At 62.0% G+C, this 20097-nt stretch carries 14 protein-coding genes; 5 read left to right on the top strand and 9 right to left on the bottom strand.

The genetic code is table 11. From position 1 onward, the window contains the following. Positions 1-65: 65 nt before the first annotated feature. The 8 genes from B5G03_RS05285 to rlmB all read right to left on the bottom strand — a co-directional run bounded on the left by B5G03_RS05285 (position 66) and on the right by rlmB (position 13499). Complete coding sequence (locus B5G03_RS05285) at positions 66-1298, bottom strand: glycerate kinase type-2 family protein (RefSeq protein ID WP_087180720.1); 1233 nt, start codon at positions 1296-1298, stop codon at positions 66-68. 57 nt (positions 1299-1355) lie between these two features. Further along, positions 1356-2102: a FadR/GntR family transcriptional regulator gene (locus B5G03_RS17355; RefSeq protein ID WP_162613341.1), complete on the bottom strand. Its 747-nt coding sequence runs from the start codon at positions 2100-2102 to the stop codon at positions 1356-1358. A gap of 77 nt (positions 2103-2179) precedes the next feature. After that, positions 2180-3997 carry an alpha/beta hydrolase family protein gene (locus tag B5G03_RS05275; protein ID WP_087180719.1) on the bottom strand — a complete coding sequence of 606 codons (1818 nt, stop codon included), beginning with the start codon at positions 3995-3997 and terminating at the stop codon, positions 2180-2182. A 283-nt stretch (positions 3998-4280) separates the two neighbouring features. Beyond that, positions 4281-6278 (bottom strand): lysine--tRNA ligase, encoded by a 1998-nt coding sequence (gene lysS, locus B5G03_RS05270; RefSeq protein ID WP_087180718.1) that lies wholly within the window; start codon positions 6276-6278, stop codon positions 4281-4283. A gap of 150 nt (positions 6279-6428) precedes the next feature. Next, positions 6429-6917, bottom strand: coding sequence for a transcription elongation factor GreA (gene greA, locus B5G03_RS05265; RefSeq protein WP_087180717.1), 489 nt, complete (start codon positions 6915-6917; stop codon positions 6429-6431). Between the two features lie 303 nt (positions 6918-7220). Then, positions 7221-9305 (bottom strand): elongation factor G, encoded by a 2085-nt coding sequence (gene fusA / locus B5G03_RS05260; protein ID WP_087180716.1) that lies wholly within the window; start codon positions 9303-9305, stop codon positions 7221-7223. Positions 9306-9565: 260 nt separating this feature from the next. Beyond that, positions 9566-12592 (bottom strand): hypothetical protein, encoded by a 3027-nt coding sequence (locus B5G03_RS05255; RefSeq protein ID WP_087180715.1) that lies wholly within the window; start codon positions 12590-12592, stop codon positions 9566-9568. 43 nt (positions 12593-12635) lie between these two features. Next, entirely contained in the window at positions 12636-13499 is an 864-nt protein-coding gene (gene rlmB, locus B5G03_RS05250) for a 23S rRNA (guanosine(2251)-2'-O)-methyltransferase RlmB (protein WP_087180714.1), read from the bottom strand. Between the two features lie 549 nt (positions 13500-14048). Between rlmB and B5G03_RS05245 the strand changes: the two genes are divergently transcribed. From B5G03_RS05245 to B5G03_RS05225, 5 genes are all read left to right on the top strand, one after another. Beyond that, complete coding sequence (locus B5G03_RS05245; protein WP_242962304.1) at positions 14049-14894, top strand: DNA-3-methyladenine glycosylase family protein; 846 nt, start codon at positions 14049-14051, stop codon at positions 14892-14894. 117 nt (positions 14895-15011) lie between these two features. Next, positions 15012-15875, top strand: a complete 864-nt coding sequence (gene fba / locus B5G03_RS05240) for a class II fructose-1,6-bisphosphate aldolase (protein WP_087180713.1) — start codon at positions 15012-15014, stop codon at positions 15873-15875. 134 nt (positions 15876-16009) lie between these two features. After that, positions 16010-16756: a 4Fe-4S binding protein gene (locus tag B5G03_RS05235; protein ID WP_087180712.1), complete on the top strand. Its 747-nt coding sequence runs from the start codon at positions 16010-16012 to the stop codon at positions 16754-16756. A gap of 124 nt (positions 16757-16880) precedes the next feature. Beyond that, the gene (locus B5G03_RS05230; RefSeq protein WP_087180711.1) at positions 16881-17423 is read left to right on the top strand and encodes an RNA polymerase sigma factor; all 543 of its coding nucleotides are present in this window, start codon (positions 16881-16883) and stop codon (positions 17421-17423) included. After that, positions 17420-18199 (top strand): hypothetical protein, encoded by a 780-nt coding sequence (locus B5G03_RS05225; protein ID WP_087180710.1) that lies wholly within the window; start codon positions 17420-17422, stop codon positions 18197-18199. Before B5G03_RS05230 ends, B5G03_RS05225 begins: the two co-directional genes overlap by 4 nt. Positions 18200-18261: 62 nt before the next feature. Here B5G03_RS05225 and B5G03_RS05220 read toward each other — a convergent pair whose 3' ends face one another. Beyond that, positions 18262-20091, bottom strand: a complete 1830-nt coding sequence (locus B5G03_RS05220; protein WP_087180709.1) for a M23/M56 family metallopeptidase — start codon at positions 20089-20091, stop codon at positions 18262-18264. Between the last annotated feature and the right edge of the window lie 6 nt (positions 20092-20097).

Below are 20097 nucleotides of genomic sequence, written 5' to 3'. Positions count from 1 at the left end.
ATAGCATGGGGCCGATCCCGCTGCAAGCTTGACCGACCCCGCCCTTTGCTGAAAAATCGCAGGAATCAGCGCACCAGTGCCACCGCCACGTCGTTCACATTGGTTCCGGTGGGCCCGGTCACGATCAGACCATCCACCGCCTTCAGCGCATGATAGGCATCGTTTTGGGACAGCGTGCGGAATACATCCCAGCCCCGGTCACGCAGCTCCTGATCGGTGGTGCCGTCCACATAGCCTCCCGCCGCATCGGTGGGGCCGTCCGTGCCGTCGCTGCCCACCGAAAATACGCAGCAATTTTCCAGGCCCGCAAGCAGGGGCGCAGCGGCCAGGGCCAGCTCCTGATTTCGCCCGCCCAAGCCGGTACCGGTCAGATGGACGACTGTTTCGCCCCCCGCAATGAATGCGGTTTTCTTTCCCTGTGCGGCGTGGGTGCGCGCCACTGCCCCTAAAAAGCTGCCCGCCTCCCGTGCCTCGCAGCACAGCTGATCGGTCAGAAGCAGCGGCTCATAACCAAGCGTCCGGCATGCATCGGCCGCCGCTGTACACAGCTGCCGAACGCTTCCGGTGATGCAGGTCGTCACATTGTCCAGCTGCTTGGGGGTCTCCTGCTCCAGCAGCGCCCGCGCCTCCGGCGAAAGCTTCAGCTGGTATTTTTTTGCAATGGCCACTGCCTGCGCACAGGTGGAGGTGTCCGGCGCAGCCGGGCCGCTGGCGATCATATCCAGCGGATCGCCCAGAACGTCGCTCAGAACGATGCTGAACACCCTCGCAGGCGCACAGGCCCGGGCGAAGCGTCCGCCCTTCACCCTCGACAGGCGCTTGCGAATGGTATTTATCTCCACAATGTCCGCGCCGCAGGCCAGCAGCTGACTGGTGATCTCCTGCAGCTCGCCGCCCGGGATCAGCGGCGCTTCAAACAATGCGCTGCCGCCTCCGGAAAGCAGAAACAGGACTGTATCCTGCGGGTTCAGCTGCTCCACCATCCGCAGCGCCTTTTCGGTTGCCGCAAAGCCCTGCTCATCCGGCACGGGGTGAGCAGCCTCATAGCATTCAATGCCCGGCAGCGGGTGCTTCACATGACCGTATTTTGTGATAACGATGCCTCCCGCCAGCGGGCCCGGAAGGCATTTTTCGGCAGCAGCGGCCATCTGCCATGCCGCCTTGCCCACGCTCACAAGAACGGTGCGTTCCCCCGGCTGAAAGCTCTGCAGCGCTCTTTGCACCGCGGCATCCGGTTTCACCTGGCTCAGCGCCACCTTGATCACCGCCTGAGCGTCGTCATAAAGAGTCTGGATCATAAAAATCACCTGTTTCAAAAATGCCCCCGGCGAAAACCGCCGGGGGATGGGGATGTCTTACTGCGCCTGGGAACCTGCCGCATCACCGAAATAGCGGGGCATGTTTTTCAGCGCAATCTGCGGCTGCTGCTGCTCAATCGCGTGAATATAGTCCTGATGCTCCTCGGTCAAAACCCGAAGAACATAATTGGGCGCTTCACGGTCCAGCGAGCAGCCGCGAATCCTGGCAAAATTCATGGTATTGAATTTCAGCTGGGGCATCATCAGGTTTCGCAGCCAGCTGTTCACCATCTGGAACAGTTCATTGCCGGTCATGGCACAGATCTGGTCGTGAAAATCCATATCCGCCTCAAAGAAGCCGTCAAAGTCTTCCGCCTCTGCCGCCGACTGCATCCGCTGCCAGATCGCCTTCAGCTCCTCAATGTCCTGCCTGGAGCGGCGCGCACAGGCGAGCCGGACGCAGTCCGATTCAAAAAAGTTGCGGAATTCACGGATCTGCTCCATATTGTTTGACGTGGCGATCAGGTCTGTGGCTTCCTGGAAGTAATTCAGCAGACTGAACGCGCGCACAAAGGTACCGTCACCTGGCCTGGTCTCCAGAAGCCCCAGCGCGCTCAGCCGCTGCAGTGCGCTGCGCGCGCTCATGCGGCTGACGCCAAACTGGGCAGCCAGCTCGTTTTCAGAAGGGATTTTCTGCCCGTCCTGCCATTCACCGGACGCGATCTTCTGCTTCAGGATGGCGAAGATCTGTTCGCTTACGCTGGTGCGCTGCAGCTTGACAGGTGTCGACTTGTTGTTTTCCACGATGATGCCTCACAATCTGTTTTTTTGTGTTTTATTATAACACAGAAAACAGATCGATGCAGCGTGTTGCTATTGAATCAGGCCACATTGGCAGAGGGCACCAGGCAGCACTGCATGACCGTCATTGCGATGACCATGGTCCAGGTAACCAGCATACCCACCCAGACGTTACCGGTCTTTCGATGCAGGAATGCCGATGCCCCGGCGGCGGTTCCCATCATGCACGGGAAGGTCCAGCCGTAGGAGATGGAGTCCCAATAGGACTGAGGGAACGGTGTGGTGCCGTCACCCAGAACGCGAACACCCACAAACTGGATAATCACCAGTGCGGTGAGAACACCGGCAGACAAAAGAATGTTGAGTGCCACAGCCTTCACGGTGTCCAGGGTCTCGTTGCCTGTATCCTTCAGGCGGCGGGAGTTGGATACGTTCACCCCGATCATGAAGTAAACAGGAATCAACATCAGCATGTAACGCAGGGTGTAGATCACCCGTTCCGGAGTCATGCGCACCAGCTGGCCCGGCATTGAGAAGAGCTGATAGTCCAGCCCCGAAGTACGGGTAACGATATCCAGCCAGCCGTAGCAGACACCCACCACAATCAGGGTGATGGCCACCGCACACAGAATCCTCTTCCACACAAACAGCTTCTCATTGGCCAGTCCAAAACCGAAGTCGGCCGCGGTAATCGTTTCGGTGCGGGATTTGCGATAAAGCTTGACGATGAGCAGAACAATCCCCACCAGTGCGCAGGCCACCAGCCACAGGAAGATCTGATTGACCCACAGGGAGGACCAGAAATCCGTGGGGAAATTCTTCGCCCACATGGTCACCGGTACAAACAGTGCCAGTGGGATGGCCAGATCGGTGATCAGGTGCATAGCCCACTTTTTGCCAGATTTGCCCTGGGAGGGCACCAGAGGAACGTTGACCGCGCTGTAAAAAAGGGGCAGACTGGTCAGCGTGTAGGCTAGAGAGGGAATGAAGAACAGGAACGCTATGAACGCAACTGCAGAGCAGACCAGATATGCGTAGAACACCATCTGGGTATTATCGATGGGATTGGGCGCAGGACTGGACAGCTGCACAAAGTTCAGGATGTCGGTAATCGTCTCATGGTTATACAGCAGTCCCTGGTGGCTCATTCCCTCGATCTCGGAATACATGAAGGCAGTCTGCGCGGCAGGGTCCCCATACAGCGTATCGTCCTGCATGGTATCCCCCAGGCCGCTGCGCTCGGCAATCATGGCACGGGCATTGGCCGTACCGCCCATCACTGCATCCTCATACAGGTCAGCGGTGGCCTCAATGATGTAGTGGTTGGTCTGGGTGGTGAAATCGTTGCCGGTCACCGAGTAGAAAAACGCACCGCCCACGCCCACGATGTTCTTCAGCTTGGGCTTGAATTCGGTATCGCGCTGCTCGATCACCTGAAGCGAAAGATTGGCCATGGAATGACCGGTCACCGTAATCTCGGAAACCATATCCAGCGATTCCAGATATTCCACCGGGGAAACCGCCAGATTATCCGTGGTATTATTTTCGTTCAGAGCAGTCTCCAGCGTACCGGCCAGGTCTGGATTCAGCACGATATATCCTCGGCGCGCCTCCTCAATGGCCCAGTTGATCATATTGTAGCTGGAATTGTTGCGCCCATGGTAGTTGATGATAGCGGGCGCCGGGTTCTGCGCGCTCACCCCATTGGGAATGAACATCAAGCCGGATTGCTCCGCGCCGCCCTCCCCCACAAAGGTCACGCGGGTGATTTTGATGTTGCCAAAATCAGAAGCAATTCCCCACTGCAGGACGCTAAACGCCAGCATTACCACAAACAGGGCTGCCGTCACTATTGCGGCTTTGCGAAGCCGCTTTTTACTGTATGCCGCTTTTTCCATACTGAGCTTCCTTTCTTTTTAATAAAATCGCACAAGCTGTCTAGCTATATAACAGTTATACAGCTAGAGTATTTTTTTGTCAAGCGCGGTCAGAAAAATTCGGCAGATCTATCTAAACAGACACACCAATTCTTGTGAATAACGAACAAAAGGACACCGGCTAAGCCGGTGTCCTTCTGCATTTCCCGTTTCGCCGCAGCCGGATTTTCACGCTGCCCGCAAAAAAACGCCCCGGCTCTTCAAGGAAAAGCCAGGGCGTTTGGGGCAGTTCAGTCGGGCGGGATCAATACAGCTTGGCACCCGCGGGGATGTGCTCGTCCACCATCAGCAGATGCAGCTTTTCTTCGCCCTCCTCGGTATGAATCGCGGAGAGCAGCATGCCGCAGGATTCGATGCCCATCATGGGACGGGGAGGCAGGTTGGTGATGGCAATCAGGGTCTTGCCCACCAGCTCCTCAGGCTCGTAGTAGGCATGGATTCCGCTCAGAATCGTGCGATCCGTGCCGGTACCGTCGTCCAGAGTGAAGTTCAGCAGCTTCTTGGACTTCTTCACGGCCTCACAGGCCTTCACCTTCACGGCGCGGAAGTCGGACTTGGAGAAGGTCTCGAAGTCCACCATATCGGCGAACAGGGGCTCGATCTCCACCTTGGAGAAGTCGATGGGCTCGGCCACGGCAGCGGCAGGCTCAGCCACAGCAGCAGCGGGCTGGGCCTTGACGGCGGCCTTCTCCTGCTTCTTGGGCGCATCCAGCGGCTTCATGGTGGGGAACAGGATGACCTCACGGATGGTGTCGGAGCCGGTGAGCATCATGACGCAGCGGTCGATGCCCATGCCCATGCCGCCCGTGGGAGGCATGCCGTACTCCAGAGCGGTGAGGAAGTCCTCGTCCATCATCTCGGTCTCGTCGTCGCCCCGGTCGCGCAGCTCCAGCTGCTTCTCGAAGCGGGCGCGCTGGTCGATGGGGTCGTTCAGCTCGGAGTAGGCGTTGGCCAGCTCGCTGTGGCAGATGAACAGCTCGAAGCGCTCGGTCAGGCGGGGATCTTCGGGGCTGCGCTTGGTCAGCGGGGATACCTCCACCGGGTACATGGTGATGAAGGTGGGCTGGATCAGCTGCTCCTCAACCTTCTGGTCGAAGCAGGCGTACAGAGCGTTGCCCCAGGTCTTGTCGGCGGTGTCGGCCAGCTCCACGCCGATGGCCTTGGCAGCAGCCACAGCCTCAGCGTCATCGGTGATAACACCGAAGTCCACGCCGGTGTACTCCTTCACGGCGTCCACCATGGTCAGGCGGCGCCAGCCGGGGGTCAGGTCGATGTCCTCGCCCTGCCACTTCACCTGGTAGCTGCCCAGGATCTCCTTGGCGGCGCCGGACAGAATGCCCTCGGCGATGTCCATCATGTCGTGGAAGTCGGCATAGGCCTGGTACAGCTCCACGGTGGTGAACTCGGGGTTGTGCTTGGGGTCCATGCCCTCGTTGCGGAAGATACGGCCGATCTCATACACCCGGTCGATGCCGCCCACGATCAGCCGCTTCAGGGGCAGCTCGGTGGCAATTCGCATGTACATGTCCAGATCCAGGGTGTTGTGATGGGTGATGAAGGGGCGGGCAGCCGCGCCGCCGGCGATGGTGTTCAGCACCGGGGTCTCCACTTCCATGTAGTTGCGCTGATCCAGGTAGGAGCGCATGAAGCGGATGAAGCGGGAGCGGATCTCGAAGGTGCGGCGCACCTCGGGATTCATGATCAGGTCCACATAACGCTGGCGGTAGCGCAGCTCCTGGTCCTTCAGGCCGTGGAACTTCTCGGGCAGGGGCAGCAGGCTCTTGGCCAGCAGCACCACCTCGGTGCAGCGAATGCTGATCTCGCCCATCTTGGTGCGGAACACCTGGCCCTTGATACCGATCACGTCGCCGATATCCAACTTCTTGAAGCCGGCGTATTCCTCCTCGCCGATCACATCGCGACGAACGTACAGCTGGATGTTGCCGGAAGCGTCGCGCAGGTCGGCAAAGCTGGCCTTGCCCATCACGCGCTTGCTCATCATGCGGCCGGCCATGCACACGGTGCGGTCGGTCTCTTCCTCAGCGGCCAGATAATCGTATTCCTTTTTGATGTCCGCGGCGAAAGCGTCCTGCGGATATTTGGTTTTTTGGAAGGGGTCGTTGCCCGCTTCCTGCAGGGCTTTCAGCTTGTCGCGGCGCACAGCGACCAGCTCGTTGTAAGCCTTTTCGCTGAGCTCCTGATCCTGCTGGGGGTTGGGGTTCTTGTTCTCGTTCAGCTCCATGCTATTCCCTCCAAAAAACGCGCCGGTTGGCGCGGATATGATAGTTTGGCCCGCACACGGCGGGCATACTGCCTTATTATAGCACAAAAAGAGGCGCCGTGGCACCTCTTTTTGCGGAAAAACGATCTTCTTTTTTGTGATTTTCGCCGATCACAGGGCAGCGCGGCTGATCTCCAGAATCTTGAAATCAATGGTGCCGCCGTTGGGCAGGGTCACGGTCACGGTCTGGCCCACCTTCTGGCCCATCAGGGCAGCGCCCACGGGGCTCTCGTCGCTGATCTTGCCGTTCAGGGGGTCCGCCTCGGTGGAGCCGGTGATGTCGTACTCCTCAACCTCGCCGTCCTCGTCCTCGATCTTCACGTGGGTGCCCACGGAAACGGTGTCCAGGTTCAGCTCGTCGTTATCGATCACGCGGGCGTTCTTCAGCATGGCCTCCAGCTGGGCGATGCGGCTCTCGATGAAGGCCTGCTCGTTCTTGGCCTCGTCGTACTCGCTGTTCTCGGACAGGTCGCCGAAGCCACGGGCCACCTTGATCTTCTCCGCAACGTCCTTGCGGCGGACGGTCTTCAGTTCCTCCAGCTCGTCCTCCAGGGCCTTCAGGCCGGCGACGGTCACAACAACTTCTTTTACATTGCTCATGGTTCTGTTTACTCCTTAATCTGTGGGAAGCCGCGGCCGCCAAATGCCCTGCCGGACCTGTGGTACCGGCGGTGCCCAAGGGGGGTATGCTTGTTCACAAATCACAATGGGCCGCGGTTTGCTTCCATTTAATTTTGATAGTATAACGAGTTCTGGATGATTTGTCAACCGAACCCCCTTTTTTTGGCTGAATGACCAAAAATTCCTTCTGCTTTTTGGCAAACGGAACGGGGCCCGCGGAAAGGGATTTTTCCCTTCCGCGGGTCCCGTTTTCAATTCATTGTTATGTCAGGGGCAAAGGAATTATTCCTCATCATCGGTGTTGCCGCGCAGCTTCTTGGCTTCCTCGATGACCTTGCCTTCCAGGTTGGAGGGCAGGGGCTCATAGCGGGCGAACTCCAGGGTGAAGTGACCACGCCCCTGGGTCAGCTGGCGCATGAAGGTGGTGAAGTCCTGCATCTCGGCCATGGGTACCTCGGCCACGACCTCCTGCAGGCCGTCCTCGTCCGGGTTCATGCCCAGAACGCGGCCGCGGCGCTTGGTCACGTCGCCCATCACGTCGCCGGTGTTGTCGGCGGGAACGTGGGCCTTCAGGGTGCCCACAGGTTCCAGGATCATGGGACCGGCCTCGGGCAGAGCGGCCTTATAAGCCAGCTTGGCGGCCATGATGAAGGCCATTTCGCTGGAGTCCACGGGATGGTAGCTGCCGTCCAGCAGGGTGGCCTTCAGGCCAACCACCGGGTAGCCCGCCAGCACACCGTGTTCGGCTGCCTGGCGCAGGCCCTTTTCCACCGCGGGGAAGTAGTTCTTGGGCACGCTGCCGCCAAACACCTTCTCCTCGAAGACCAGCTCTTCGCTGTCGCAGGGCTCGAACTCGATCCACACGTCACCGAACTGGCCGTGGCCGCCGGTCTGCTTCTTGTGACGGCCCTGGGCTTTGCACTTCTTGCGCACGGACTCACGGTAGCCCACTCTGGGCACGGTGAGCTCCACATCCACGCCGAATTTCGCCTTCAGCTTGGCGACCACCACGTCCAGATGCTGCTCGCCCAGGCCGCTGATGATCTGCTGGCCGGTCTCGGTATCCACACGGTAGGTCAGGGTGGGGTCCTCTTCCATCAGGCGGGCCAGAGCCGCGCCGATCTTGCCCTCATCGCCCTTCTTGGCCACGCGGATGGCCATGGACAGGGTGGGCGTGGGGAAGGTGGGTGCGGGCAGCTTGACCACACGGCCAGCCTCGCACAGGGTATCGCCGGTCTGGGCGGCAGGCAGCTTGGTCACTGCGCCGATGTCGCCCGCGCAGATCACGTTGGTATCGGTCTGCTTTTTGCCCTTCACGTAGAGCAGCTTGCCCATGCGCTCGGCCTCGCCGGTGCGGGCGTTCACCAGGGCGCTGTCGCTCTTCAAAGTGCCGCTGGCCACCTTCACGTAGGACAGCTTGCCCACAAAGGGATCGGCCACGGTCTTGAACACGTAGGCAGCCAGGGGGGCAGCCTCGTCACAGGTGACCTCCACCGGCTCACCGGCGGCATCCTCGGCCAGAACAGCGGGTGCATCCGCCGGGCTGGGCAGCAGGACCTTCAGGTTGTAAAGCAGCATGTCCAGACCCTGCTGGTTCACGGCACTGCCGCAGAACACGGGGGTGATGGCGCCAGTGCGGCAGCCCTTGGCCAGGCCATTCACGATCTCCTCGGTGGTGAAGGGCTCGCCGGAGAAGAACTTCTCCATCAGCTCGTCGTCGGTCTCGGCCACGGCCTCGCTCATGGCGGCGACCAGGCCCTCCAGACGATGGCCCATCTCGGGCAGCTCCACCTGCACCTGCTTGCCGCTCTCATACTTGAAGGCCTTCTGGCTGAACAGGTTCACATACAGGATGGTGCCGTCGTCCTGCCGCACAGGCACCACGCAGGGGCAGATGCTGGGGCCGAACTTGGTTTTCAGGTTTTCCAGAATCTTATAGTAATTGGCGTTTTCCAGATCGGTCTTGTTCACGAACACGATCTTGCTCTTGCCGTGCTTTTCGGCCAGATGGAAGGCCTTTTCCGCGCCAACGGTCACACCCGAACGGGCCGACACAGTGATCAGAACGCTCTCTGCCGCCTGAATGCCCTCGTACATGCCCAGCTCGAAATCAAACAGGCCGGGGGCGTCGATGAAATTCAGCTTCACACCGTCGTACTCCACGGGGGCAACGGCCGCTGCCAGGCTGGCGTGGCGCTTCTGCTCCTCGGGATCAAAGTCGCACACGGTGTTGCCGTCCTGCACGGTACCGGCGCGCTGCATTTCAGGATCGGTGCTGAACAGCAGTGCTTCGATCAGGGTGGTCTTGCCGCAGCCGGCGTGGCCGGCTACCAGGATGTTTCGGATGTCTTTGTTGGCGTAATTCATAAGTTAATACCCTCTCTTCTGCCGCCTGTTTTGCCACGAGAAATTGCAGCGGCAGCAATCTATACAAAAATCTTATCACAATCACCAAGCTTTTTAAAGATAATGTTCTAAAAAAAGGCTGGTTTCCCTGCACAAAATCCATGGCAAGCTTTGTGCAGATTGCCTATTGACGGAAAAGAGAGCCTTGTTTTTGCGCCAAAACGCACAAAAGGCGCGCCCGTTTTGGGCGCGCCTTTTGGCAGCTTTTAAAACACGTTCTATCACTCGTATCGCTTGAGCATGGGAATCATCAGGGTGAGCACCGCCCAGGCCGCCTGGTAGAGCACCAGCGCGGGCAGAGCCAATGCGGCCATGCCGCCGGTGAAGGCCAACAGCAATGCCAGCACCACGCTGACCAGGATGCCCGCCGCCTGCACCAGAGAGGAGGTGCGCTCAGCCGAAGCTGCGCCCGCCGCCGCCAGCAGACCGCCCACGAAGGAGGTGAAGCTGCCGATGTGAGCCATACAGCCGGGGCTGTACTGCCGGTATTCGGTGGCCGGGGCCAGGGCATGCCGCTCGGCGCCGCTGAGCACCTTCACGCTGCCCTCCTCCAGACCGTAAAGCTGGCTGATCAGCTCGGTGGTCAGCGAGAAGTCATCACTCTTCACCAGCACCGACACGCCCTGACGGTTCAACGCTTCCAGCACATGGGCGGCCTGTTCGTCGGCCTTGTAGCTGACCAGGAACATGCCGAACAGCCGGCCGCTCACCGCCAGATAGATGGGCTGCTTTTTGCCCTTGGTATAGCGGTTCTCGTAGTCCAGCGAGGGGATCTCCACCCCCTGCTTTTCCATCATGGCCCGGTTGCCGATGATCACCCGCTTGTCGCCCGCCCAGGCAGTGAAGCCGAAGCCGGGGTCGTTTTCCAGGCTTTCCACCGGGAACAGAATGTTGGTCTTGCCCTGGATGATGTTCATGAACACATCCCGCAGGGTATCGCAGCCCGCGATGAGCACCGACGCGGCATACAGGATGGCCAGGTCGATGCGCTCCTTCTCAAAGGTCTTGATGCCGTGCAGCCGCACGCTCTTGGCGGGGAACAGATCCTTTGCGCCCACCACGATCATGTTGGCGCCGCTCAGCTCCTCGATGGAGCTCCAGCCGGGCACCACAGCGCCCACCCGGGCGGCGCTCTTCTGCATCAGCATGCCGGGCACCGCCGCCAGCAGGGTGGCGCTGGCCGGGCCGCCCAGACACAGCGTGCCCGCAAAGGCGGTGAAGGCCATGGCCAGACCCTGTTTGGAGAACAGGGCGATCAATGCGGTAAGCAGAGCCGCACCGGCCAGCACCCAGCTCATGCGCTGGAGCATCCGGTCGCTGGCGCGCACCGAGAAACTGCGGCGCAAAAATCCCTCCACCAGGGTGGTGGGACGGCTGGCCACCAAGCAGGGCTCCGGCTCGCCCAGGCCCTCGGCCAGACGGGTGCAGAGCTCACTGTCGGCCAGACGGAAGGCGGCCACGTGCTCGTTTCCGGTGCTGACCAGCCCGAAGTTGCGGCTGATCACACCGCTCATCAGATATTTGCCCAGCGCGCCGAAGCAGAGCAGCAGCGCCGCCGGGGCGGCAAACAGGGTGAGCTTGTCGGCCTCGAAGGAGTCGGCCTTCATCATCAGCACCAGCAGCTGGGCCAGCGCGCCCATTCCTGCCAGAGCCAGCACGCTGTCCGGCGTGGGAGCGCCCCACAGGCCGCGGATGCCGTTCCAGAACACCCGCCAGTTTACCGCGCAGGCCGCAGCCAGCAGCACCAGGTTCACCGCCAGGTAAGCCATGGGCGCCACCGCCGGGTCCACCGCGCCGATGGCGGGCAGCGGACTGTCGCCCACCGCCAGGCCCAGATACAGCAGCACCAGACCCGCCGCGGCGGAAACACCGGTGCGGATGGCGGTGGTCAGGCGCAGCCGGTCCAGATCCTGCTGGACAATCGGCGCGTCCGCCGGGTTTTCGTAGTCCTCCACATATTCCGGGCCGGGCTCCTCCGCAAAGGGCTCGCCGGGAACTTCGTCGCCCAGCAGGCGGGGCGCACCGCCCTTGCCCCCATCGTCCTTTTCCAGCACACGGGTGGCATCCGAGCCGGGCTCGTTGTCCCATTCCACATCCAGCTGCACCGAACCGGTGGGATGTTCCTCCAGCTCCAGCTCCTCGGGCCGCAGCACCATGGTCGGCTGGTCCTCTTCGGCGGGCTGCGGCCGGTCGGATTTTACCGGCTCAGCTTCCACCGTGGGGCTTTCCAGCGGCTCGATCTGCACCGTGCCCACCGGCTGCTGCCGGACAGGCTTTGCAGGCTCGGCCTCCACCGTGGGGCTTTCCAGCGGCTCGATCTGCACCGTGCCCACCGGCTGCTGCCGGACAGGCTTTGCAGGCTCGGCCTCCACCGTGGGGCTCTCTACCGGCTCGATCTTTACCGCGCCCACCGGCTGCTGCCGGACAGGATTCACCGGCTCGGCCACCGGCCGGGTGGGCGCCCGGTCCACCCAGGGTGTGGAACGGGCCGGAGTCTCGTCCGGCAGCGGCAGCTCCACCGTGCCGGAGGCCGGGTCTTCCTGAGACTGGGCACGGCGCTCCCGGTGGAACAGCCGGAAGGGCTCACGCTCCCGGGCAGGCGGCTCCTCGTCCTCTTCCGGGGCGTCCTCCTGCTCTTCGCCGGTCTCCTCGTCGTACTCGTCTTCCTCGTACTCGTCCTCGCTCCATTTGTGCCAGAAGCCGAAGCGGCGGCGCTTGGGCGCCTGCTTCTCCGGCTCGTCCTCCTCCGGATTCAGCTCGGTGGAGTAATCCTCCGCGTCCATGCCCTCCTCATCGTCCAGGGCCTCCGCGTTCTTTTTGCGGCCCACGAACCGGGCGAAAAAGCCCGGGTGCTGCTCCTGCTCCAGATCCGGAATGACCGCCACGCTCTCGCTGAAAAACTTCTGGAAGTCGCTGTCCATCTGGATCGTATCGGACAGGCGGGGCGCTGCGGGCTCCTCCTGCTGGGGCGGGGGCGCCGCCTTGGCGGGCTTTTGCTTTGCCCGGCTCTGACTGCGCTGCTTCTGGGGCTCCGGCGCCGGCTCCTGCCAGAAATTCTGGACCGTCCGGCCCGTCGGGGCGGCCGGGGACTCCGGCGTCTCGCGCCTTGCCGGAGCCGCCTTCTTCTGTTCCAACCCCAGATCTGCCAGGATGTCCTCCACCGAGCCGCCCGCCGCCGGGGCGCTCTGCCCCTGCTTCAGGGTCTCCAGGATATCATCCACCGAGCTGGAATTTCTTTGATCCGCCATGCTCTTTGTTCCTCCGTATGCTAGTTGCTGGCTGGGCTATGCTTCAGCCCTGGCCGCGCTGGCGGGCGATCTCATACAAAATGATGCCCGCCGCCACGCTCACGTTGAAGCTGTCCACTCCGGTGCCGCGGGCCGCCATGGAAAGGCTGACCACACCGTCGCACAGCTTCTTCACCAGCGGGCTCACGCCCCGGCCCTCGCTGCCCATAACCAGGGCCACCGGACCGGACAGATCGTTCTTGTGCAGGGGCGCGCCGTCCATGTCGGCACAGTAGACGAAGACGCCCTGGTCCTTCAGACGGCGAATGCTCTCGCCGATGTTGGCCACGCGGGCCACCGGCAGACGGGCCGCCGCACCGGCGCTGCTCTTCAGCACCGTGGGGGTGATGGCCGCGCCGCCCCGCTTGGGGATCACCACGCCGTGAGCGCCGCACAGCAGCGCCGACCGGATGATCGCACCCAGGTTGTGGGGGTCCTCCACGCCGTCGCACAGCACCAGGAAAGGAGGCTCGCCCTTTTCCTTTGCCAGCTCCAGCAGCTGGTCCAGGCTGGCGTATTCCACCGCGCTGGCAAAGGCGGCCACGCCCTGGTGGCTGTCGGTGCCGCAGGTCAGGCGCAGCTTGTTGGCATGCACCCGCTTGGCCACCGCACCGGCTTCTTTCGCCAGAGCGGTGTAATAGGCGGCCACTGCCTCGGGCAGGGTGTCGGCCAGCAGCACCGTATCCACGCCCGCGCCGCTTTTCAGCAGCTCGGTCACCGGGTTTTTGCCGTAGACCAGGCTGGACGAGGGCTCCTCGGCCTCCGGGCCGCGGGGGGCACGCCGCTCGCCTTCGGGGCGGGCAGGGCCGGGCCGACGGGCGGGGCGCTGGGCGTTGGGGCTGAACTTTTTATCAAACTTCTGAGGCATGGGCCGTCTCCTTTGTCAAAGCCCGTGGACCGGGCCGTGTTATCGCTGTGATTTGCGGTATCCTTTGCGGTTTTTCCCGCAGGTTCCCGCATATAAGTTAAAGTATAACACCATACGGCGTTTTTTGCCACTGTTTGAAGCCAAGTTTTCGGCCCGGACAGTCCCCCTTCCGCTGAAGTTTGGGCGGGCGAGGGCTTTTCCAAACGCACAAAACGCGGTAAAATGCAAGAGGAATTTTTTCGCCCGCTTCCATCAGCCCGTTATACCAGTTGTAAACCGCGAAAAGATTTCCACATGTTGAAAACCCTGTTGAAAGTGTTGACAAGTGGCTGTTTTGAGCCGTTTTTTCAAAATTTGCTCACAATTCCCAACGGGTTTTCAACATCACAGTGGAAAGTTTTCTTCTTAACAGGCTGTTGAACATGAAATATGTCCTTCTCTTTTTCGACAAAACCCAGTGGATGCGGGCGGATTTTTTCTCTTTTTTTACCAGCAAGCGGCCAAAAGCCGCAAAATTCTTACCGATCGGGAGGTACCGCTTTGATCATTGTGGAAAACTGCGGCGGCATGGACCTGGCCGCCACCCTGGACTGCGGCCAGGCATTCCGATGGCAGGCCGATGGAGAGGCCTGGCACGGCATTGTGGAAAACCGGTCCGTCACCGCCCGGATGGAGGGCGATTCGCTGATTCTGGAGGGCGCATCGGAGACCGACCGGGCGTTCTGGGTGCACTATTTTGCCCTGGATATGGACTACCCCGCCCTGCTGGAAAAGTTCTGTTCCGGCAACAAAAAGCTGGCCGAGTGCGTGCGCCACAAGCCGGGCATCCGGGTGCTGCGCCAGCCCTTTTTTGAGACGCTGTGCACCTTTATCATCAGCCAGAACAACAACATTCCCCGCATCAAGGCCATTGTGGAGCGGCTGTGCACCGGGTTGGGCCAGCCGCTGGAGGGCGGCGGCTTCGGCTTCCCCAGCGCCGAAACCCTGGCGGCGCTGGAACCGGAGGACCTGGCCTTTCTGCGGGCGGGCTGGCGGGCGGAATACCTGATCGACGCCGCCCGCCGGGTGGCCTGCGGTCAAATTTATGAAGCCGCCCTGCGCGCCATGCCCATGGAAAACGCCCGGGCTGTTCTGCGCACCGTGAAGGGCGTGGGCCCCAAGGTGGCGGACTGCGTGCTATTGTACAGCCTTTCCTTCTGGAAGGCCTTTCCCATGGACGTATGGATGAAAAAAGCCATGTGCCAGCTGTTCCCCCGCGGGGTGCCGGTGAGCTGCCGCGGCCATGAGGGCATTGCCCAGCAGTTCATCTTCGACTATGCCCGCCACCATCTTCCCAGCGGCCAAAATCAAAAATCCGCACGAAAAATGCAGGTCAAAGAAGCAAGCGGGAATTGATTTTGCGGCCAAGTTGGGTTATACTGTTGGCAGGATAAAAACTTAACATCATGTTTTTATTCTTCCGCACCGCTCTCGGTGCGGTTTTTTAAGAGAGAAAATGGAGGTATCATTATCATGCTGGTAAGCGCAACCGAAATGCTCAACAAAGCCCGCGACGGCCACTATGCCGTTGGCCAGTTCAACATCAACAACCTGGAGTGGACCAAGGCCATCCTGCTCACTGCGCAGGAGCTGAACAGCCCTGTGATCCTGGGTGTGTCCGAGGGCGCCGGCAAGTACATGACCGGCTACAAGACCGTGGCCGCTATGGTTAAGGCCATGATCGAGACCCTGAACATCACCGTTCCCGTTGCCCTGCATCTGGACCACGGCAGCTACGAGGGCGCCAAGGCCTGCATCGAGGCTGGCTTCTCCAGCATCATGTTCGACGGCAGCCACTACGCCATCGACGAGAACGTTGCCAAGACCACCGAGCTGGCTGAGCTGGCTCACTCCAAGGGCATTTCCATCGAGGCCGAGGTTGGCTCCATCGGCGGCGAGGAAGACGGCGTTGTAGGCGCCGGCGAGATCGCTGATCCCGCTGAGTGCAAGAAGATCGCCGACCTGGGCATCGACTTCCTGGCTGCCGGCATCGGCAACATCCACGGCAAGTACCCCGCCAACTGGAAGGGCCTGGACTTCGAGGCTCTGGAGAAGATCCACGAGGCCACCAACGGCATTCCTCTGGTTCTGCACGGCGGCACCGGCATCCCCGCCGACATGATCAAGAAGGCCATCAGCCTGGGCGTTTCCAAGATCAACGTGAACACCGAGTGCCAGCTGGCTTTCGCCGACGCCACCCGTAAGTACATCGAGGCTGGCAAGGATCTGGAAGGCAAGGGCTTCGACCCCCGCAAGCTGCTGGCTCCTGGCTTTGAGGGCATCAAGGCTACCGTTAAGGAGAAGATGGAGCTGTTCGGCAGCGTGAACAAGGCCTAAGCCTTTCCCATTTTTCCACGGGCTTTTTCCCGCAGAATGCAAACGATGGCAGGCCGTCGCGCCTGCCATCGTTTTTTTGTACCCGCCGCAGCTGCGGCCGCTGCGGCGCAATCCATAAAGGAGGAACCTGCACCATGAAGATCAATGTGCTCTATTTCAGCCCCACCGGCGGCACCAAAAGGACCGCGCAGCATCTGGCCGGTGCGCTGGGCGGCGAGACCCTCTGCACCGACCTGACGGTCCATCCGGCCCAGTCGGCCCCTGCCGACGCCGCCGTGATCGCCGTGCCCTCCTTCGGCGGGCGAGTGCCCCCTCTGGCCGCACAGCGCATCCGCCAGCTGAAGGGAGGCGGCGCTCCCGCGGTGCTGCTCTGCGTGTACGGCAACCGCGCCTATGAGGACTGCCTGGTGGAGCTGCAGGATCTGGCCAGCGAGGCCGGATTCCGGGTGGTGGCGGCGGTGGCGGCCATCGCGGAGCATTCCATTGCCCGCCAGTATGCCGCCGGGCGGCCGGACGCACAGGATCTGGCCCGGCTCTCGGCATTCGGCGAAGCGATCCGGGAGAAACTGGCCTGCGGCGAGCTGACCGAGCCGGAACTGCCCGGCAACCGCCCCTACAAGCCCTTCGGCGTGCTGCCCATGCTCCCCGCCCCCACCGGCGGCTGTGTTTCCTGCGGCGTGTGCGCGAAGGAGTGCCCGGCGCAGGCCATCGACCCGCAGGACGTGAGCAAGGTGAACAAGGATGCCTGCATCTCCTGCATGCGCTGCATCGCGGTGTGTCCCCACTCCGCCCGGCAGCTGCCACCGGAAATGCTGGATGTTTTGAGCAACAAGCTGGCCAAGGTCTGCGCGGACCGCAAAGAGAACGAGCTGTATCTGTGACCCGTGCGCTTTCATCGCCTGCTTCCCCGTGTGCCGATGCGGGAAAGCAGGCGATATTTTTTGTAACAAAAGCTGCCGGCTTTCGTATTGAAAAGGCAAGATCGATCGAAAAGGTGGATGATCCATGGAACAGGAGCAATTGGTCCGGCAGCTGAGACAGGGCGACAGCAAGGCGCTGCAGAAGCTCATGGCGCTCTACACCCCCTATCTGTGTACCGTTGCGGCAAACCTGGCGGTGCCGCCGCTCACCCCGCAGGACGTGGAGGAGATCGTCTCCGACGCCTTCGTCCGTCTTTGGCGTCACCGGCAGGACCTGGACCCGGACCGTTCGCTGAAGGGATACCTGGTGAGAATCACCCGAAACCTGGTGGTGGACGCTCTGCGCAGCCGGAAAGCGGAATGTCTTCCGCTGCTGGAGGAGATTCTGGAGCAGGAGACCCCGCTGGAAACCCGGCTGGAGCAAAAGGAAGCGGTGCGCCGGCTGAACAAACATCTGGCAGCGCTTTCCCCGGCGGACCGGGAGCTGCTGCTCCGCTTTTATTACGACAACCAACGCATTGCCGCCATCGCCGGGGCGCTTGGGATCAGCCCCGGCGCACTGCGGGTGCGATTGTTCCGGCTGCGGGCGCAGCTGAAGAAAAACCTGGAGGGAGAGGAGCAGCAATGAACGAGCCGATGGAACTGCACGAACTGTTTGCGGCACTGGACGATGTCCGGCAGACCGACCCACAGGGCGCGGATGCCGGGAAGATTCAAAAGCGGACGCTGGAACAGCTCGCCCTTTTGGACGGGACGGAACGGCCGGCGCACAGGCTTCCCCGCAAATTTTTCCTCACCGGACTGGCGGCGGCGCTGGCCGTGGCCCTGGCCGCCTGTGCCTGCGCGGTTTCGGCGCAGGTGTGGGGCGTCCGGCTGTTTGACCGGCAGGAAAAGCAGCAGCTGCAAAAGCCCCTGTATGCCGTGAGCACCAGCGCCAGCCAGCCGGATGAAGAGCCGGGCGAACGGCTGCTTGCCGGGTTCAGCGGAGAGATTCTGGATGTGGACTGGCTGGAAGAAAACGACGTGCTGTTTTTCGACGAGGTGGGCACGGTTTGCGGCGTGGCGAACGGCGAATGCATGGAATTCCCGGCATTTGTGTTCGACAACGGCGAAATTGCCATTCTCACAAAGGAGGACGGCAGCGGCTGGGTCCTGGAAGAAAACGGCCAGCTCACCCTCTCGCTGCGGCAGAACACAGAGGACAATCCCCAGGCCAGCCCGGGCGGCGACCGCCTGGCGCTGGGCGTGATCGTGGACGGAATCCCCTGTGAGCTCACCTGCGGCAAGGACGCGAAGCTGGAATACACCTATACAGCTCACGAGGCCGGAGAGGTGTATTTCTATGTGCAGAACTTCTCCGCCGGGCCGATCGTGATCGAGGATGCGGCGGTCGGTACATCATAACATCCACACAATAAAAAGGCAGGGCAAATCCCGGGTGGGATTCGCCCTGCCTTTTTCTCAAATCAATACTCCGGGAACCACTCTCGCAGGCTGCGGCGCTCGCCGTTTACGTAGATCTCCACATGGCAATGATTTCCGGTGGAGTTTCCGGTGCTGCCCACGGTGCCGATCACCGCGCCCTGCTCCACCTGGGTGTCCACGCCCACGTTCAGGTCCTTCAGATGGGAATACAGGGTGCGCACCCCGCCCTCATGGTCGATGATCACATAATTGCCGTAGCTATAGTGGTAGCCTGCGGCGGTCACCGTACCGGCCGCCATAGCGCACACCTGGGACCCACTGGGGGCGATCACATCCGCGCCCTTGTGGTAATAACTCATCCAGCGGCTCACATAGGTGTAGCCGGGCACCGGCCAGATCAGCGATACCGAGGTTTCGCTGTCCACCGCATTCTGCTGCCCGGTCTCGCTGCTCTCCACCGCGTTTTTGACCAGGTTCAGGTCGCCGTTATACCGCACAATGCCCTTCACCGGGGCCTGCAGGGTGATGCGGTCCACCTCCTGGTAATCTGTCAGAACGTTTTGCTCGTCGTAAAAGGCCCAGCCGCTCACCTCGTCCAGTCCGTCCGCCGCACGGCGCTCGATCACATACTGCCCGTCGGCCAGACTCTCATCCTGCTCATATTCATATTCCCCGGCCACGCTCTGCTCCTCGCGCACCCACTGTACGCTGGCCTGCCCCTCGGCCAGAGCAGGCTTTTCCTCCGGCTCCGGCATGGGAGCGGGCACCGCCTGGCGGGCGGCGGACTGGGATTGCTGCTGCAAAAAGCTCAGCTGTTCCAGCCCGTTTGCGGCCAGGCGTTCCGGCTCGGCAGACACCCCCGCCGACAGGCTCGCCGCCGTGCAGGCGGTCAGGCAGACGGCAGCCAGCAGCCCCGCCGCCGCAGCCAGCATCTGACGGCGGCTGGCCCTGGGCTGCTCGAACAGGGCAAGCAGCCGCGTTTTCAGATTGTCCGGCCCGGCGCTCATGCCCGAGGCTCCGGCGGGCAGCGGCCCGGCCGCGGCCGCCAGCAGCACCCGTCCGTAGGCCTTGCGCTGTTCCTTGTTCAGCCCGTGCACCGCCGCCTCGTCGCAGGCCAGCTCGCACAGCCGTTCCATCCGGGCGGCCTGCCAGTGGCAGAGGGGGTTGAACCAGTGGACCCGGCAGGCCAGCCGCAGCGCAGCCTTGCCCCACAGATCGCCGCCGTTCAGGTGAGCCAGCTCATGGCGCAGCGCCAGCTCCAGCGCTCCCTCGTCCATGCCCTGGGGCAGATACAGCACCGGCCGCAGCACCCCCACCAGCAGCGGCGTGCTCACGCCCGGGCAGACGTAAGCCCGGGGCGGGGCGATGTGCCCGCTTTCCAGACTGACCCGGCGCAGCAGGCGCTGTTCCGTCTCGCTCAGCGGGCCTCGCACCCGGCGCAGCGCCCGGCAAAAACGCCGGTACCCCGCCAGCTGCCACAGAGTAAACAGCACGACCCCCAGCGCCCACAGCCAGGGCAGCACCGCCAGCAGCTGACCGGCCAACTGAGGCTGCACCGGCTCCACCGGCTGGGCCAGCGGGGCGGTCATCACCGGCCGGGCGCTGATGTTCACGGTATGCACCGCCGTCTGGGCCGCATTTTCCAGCGCCTGCCCCACCGGTTCCAGCCCGGTGGAGTACTTCAAACCCGGCAGCAGAGCCAGCAGCGGCCCCACCGGCAGCAGGAAAAAGCCCGTGATACACCCCAGCGCCCGCCGCTGCCAGCGCCAGCTCAGCCGTTTCAGCAGCGGAGCGAGGGCACGCCCCAGCAGCGCCGCCACCGCGCCTGCCAGGCTGGTGGGCAGCAGCCAGGTGTAGAACAGTTCATACATCGGCTT

This window comes from Gemmiger sp. An50, from assembly GCF_002161595.1.
Taxonomy (GTDB): domain Bacteria; phylum Bacillota; class Clostridia; order Oscillospirales; family Ruminococcaceae; genus Allofournierella.
This window is presented reverse-complemented; position numbering and strand designations above follow the sequence as displayed.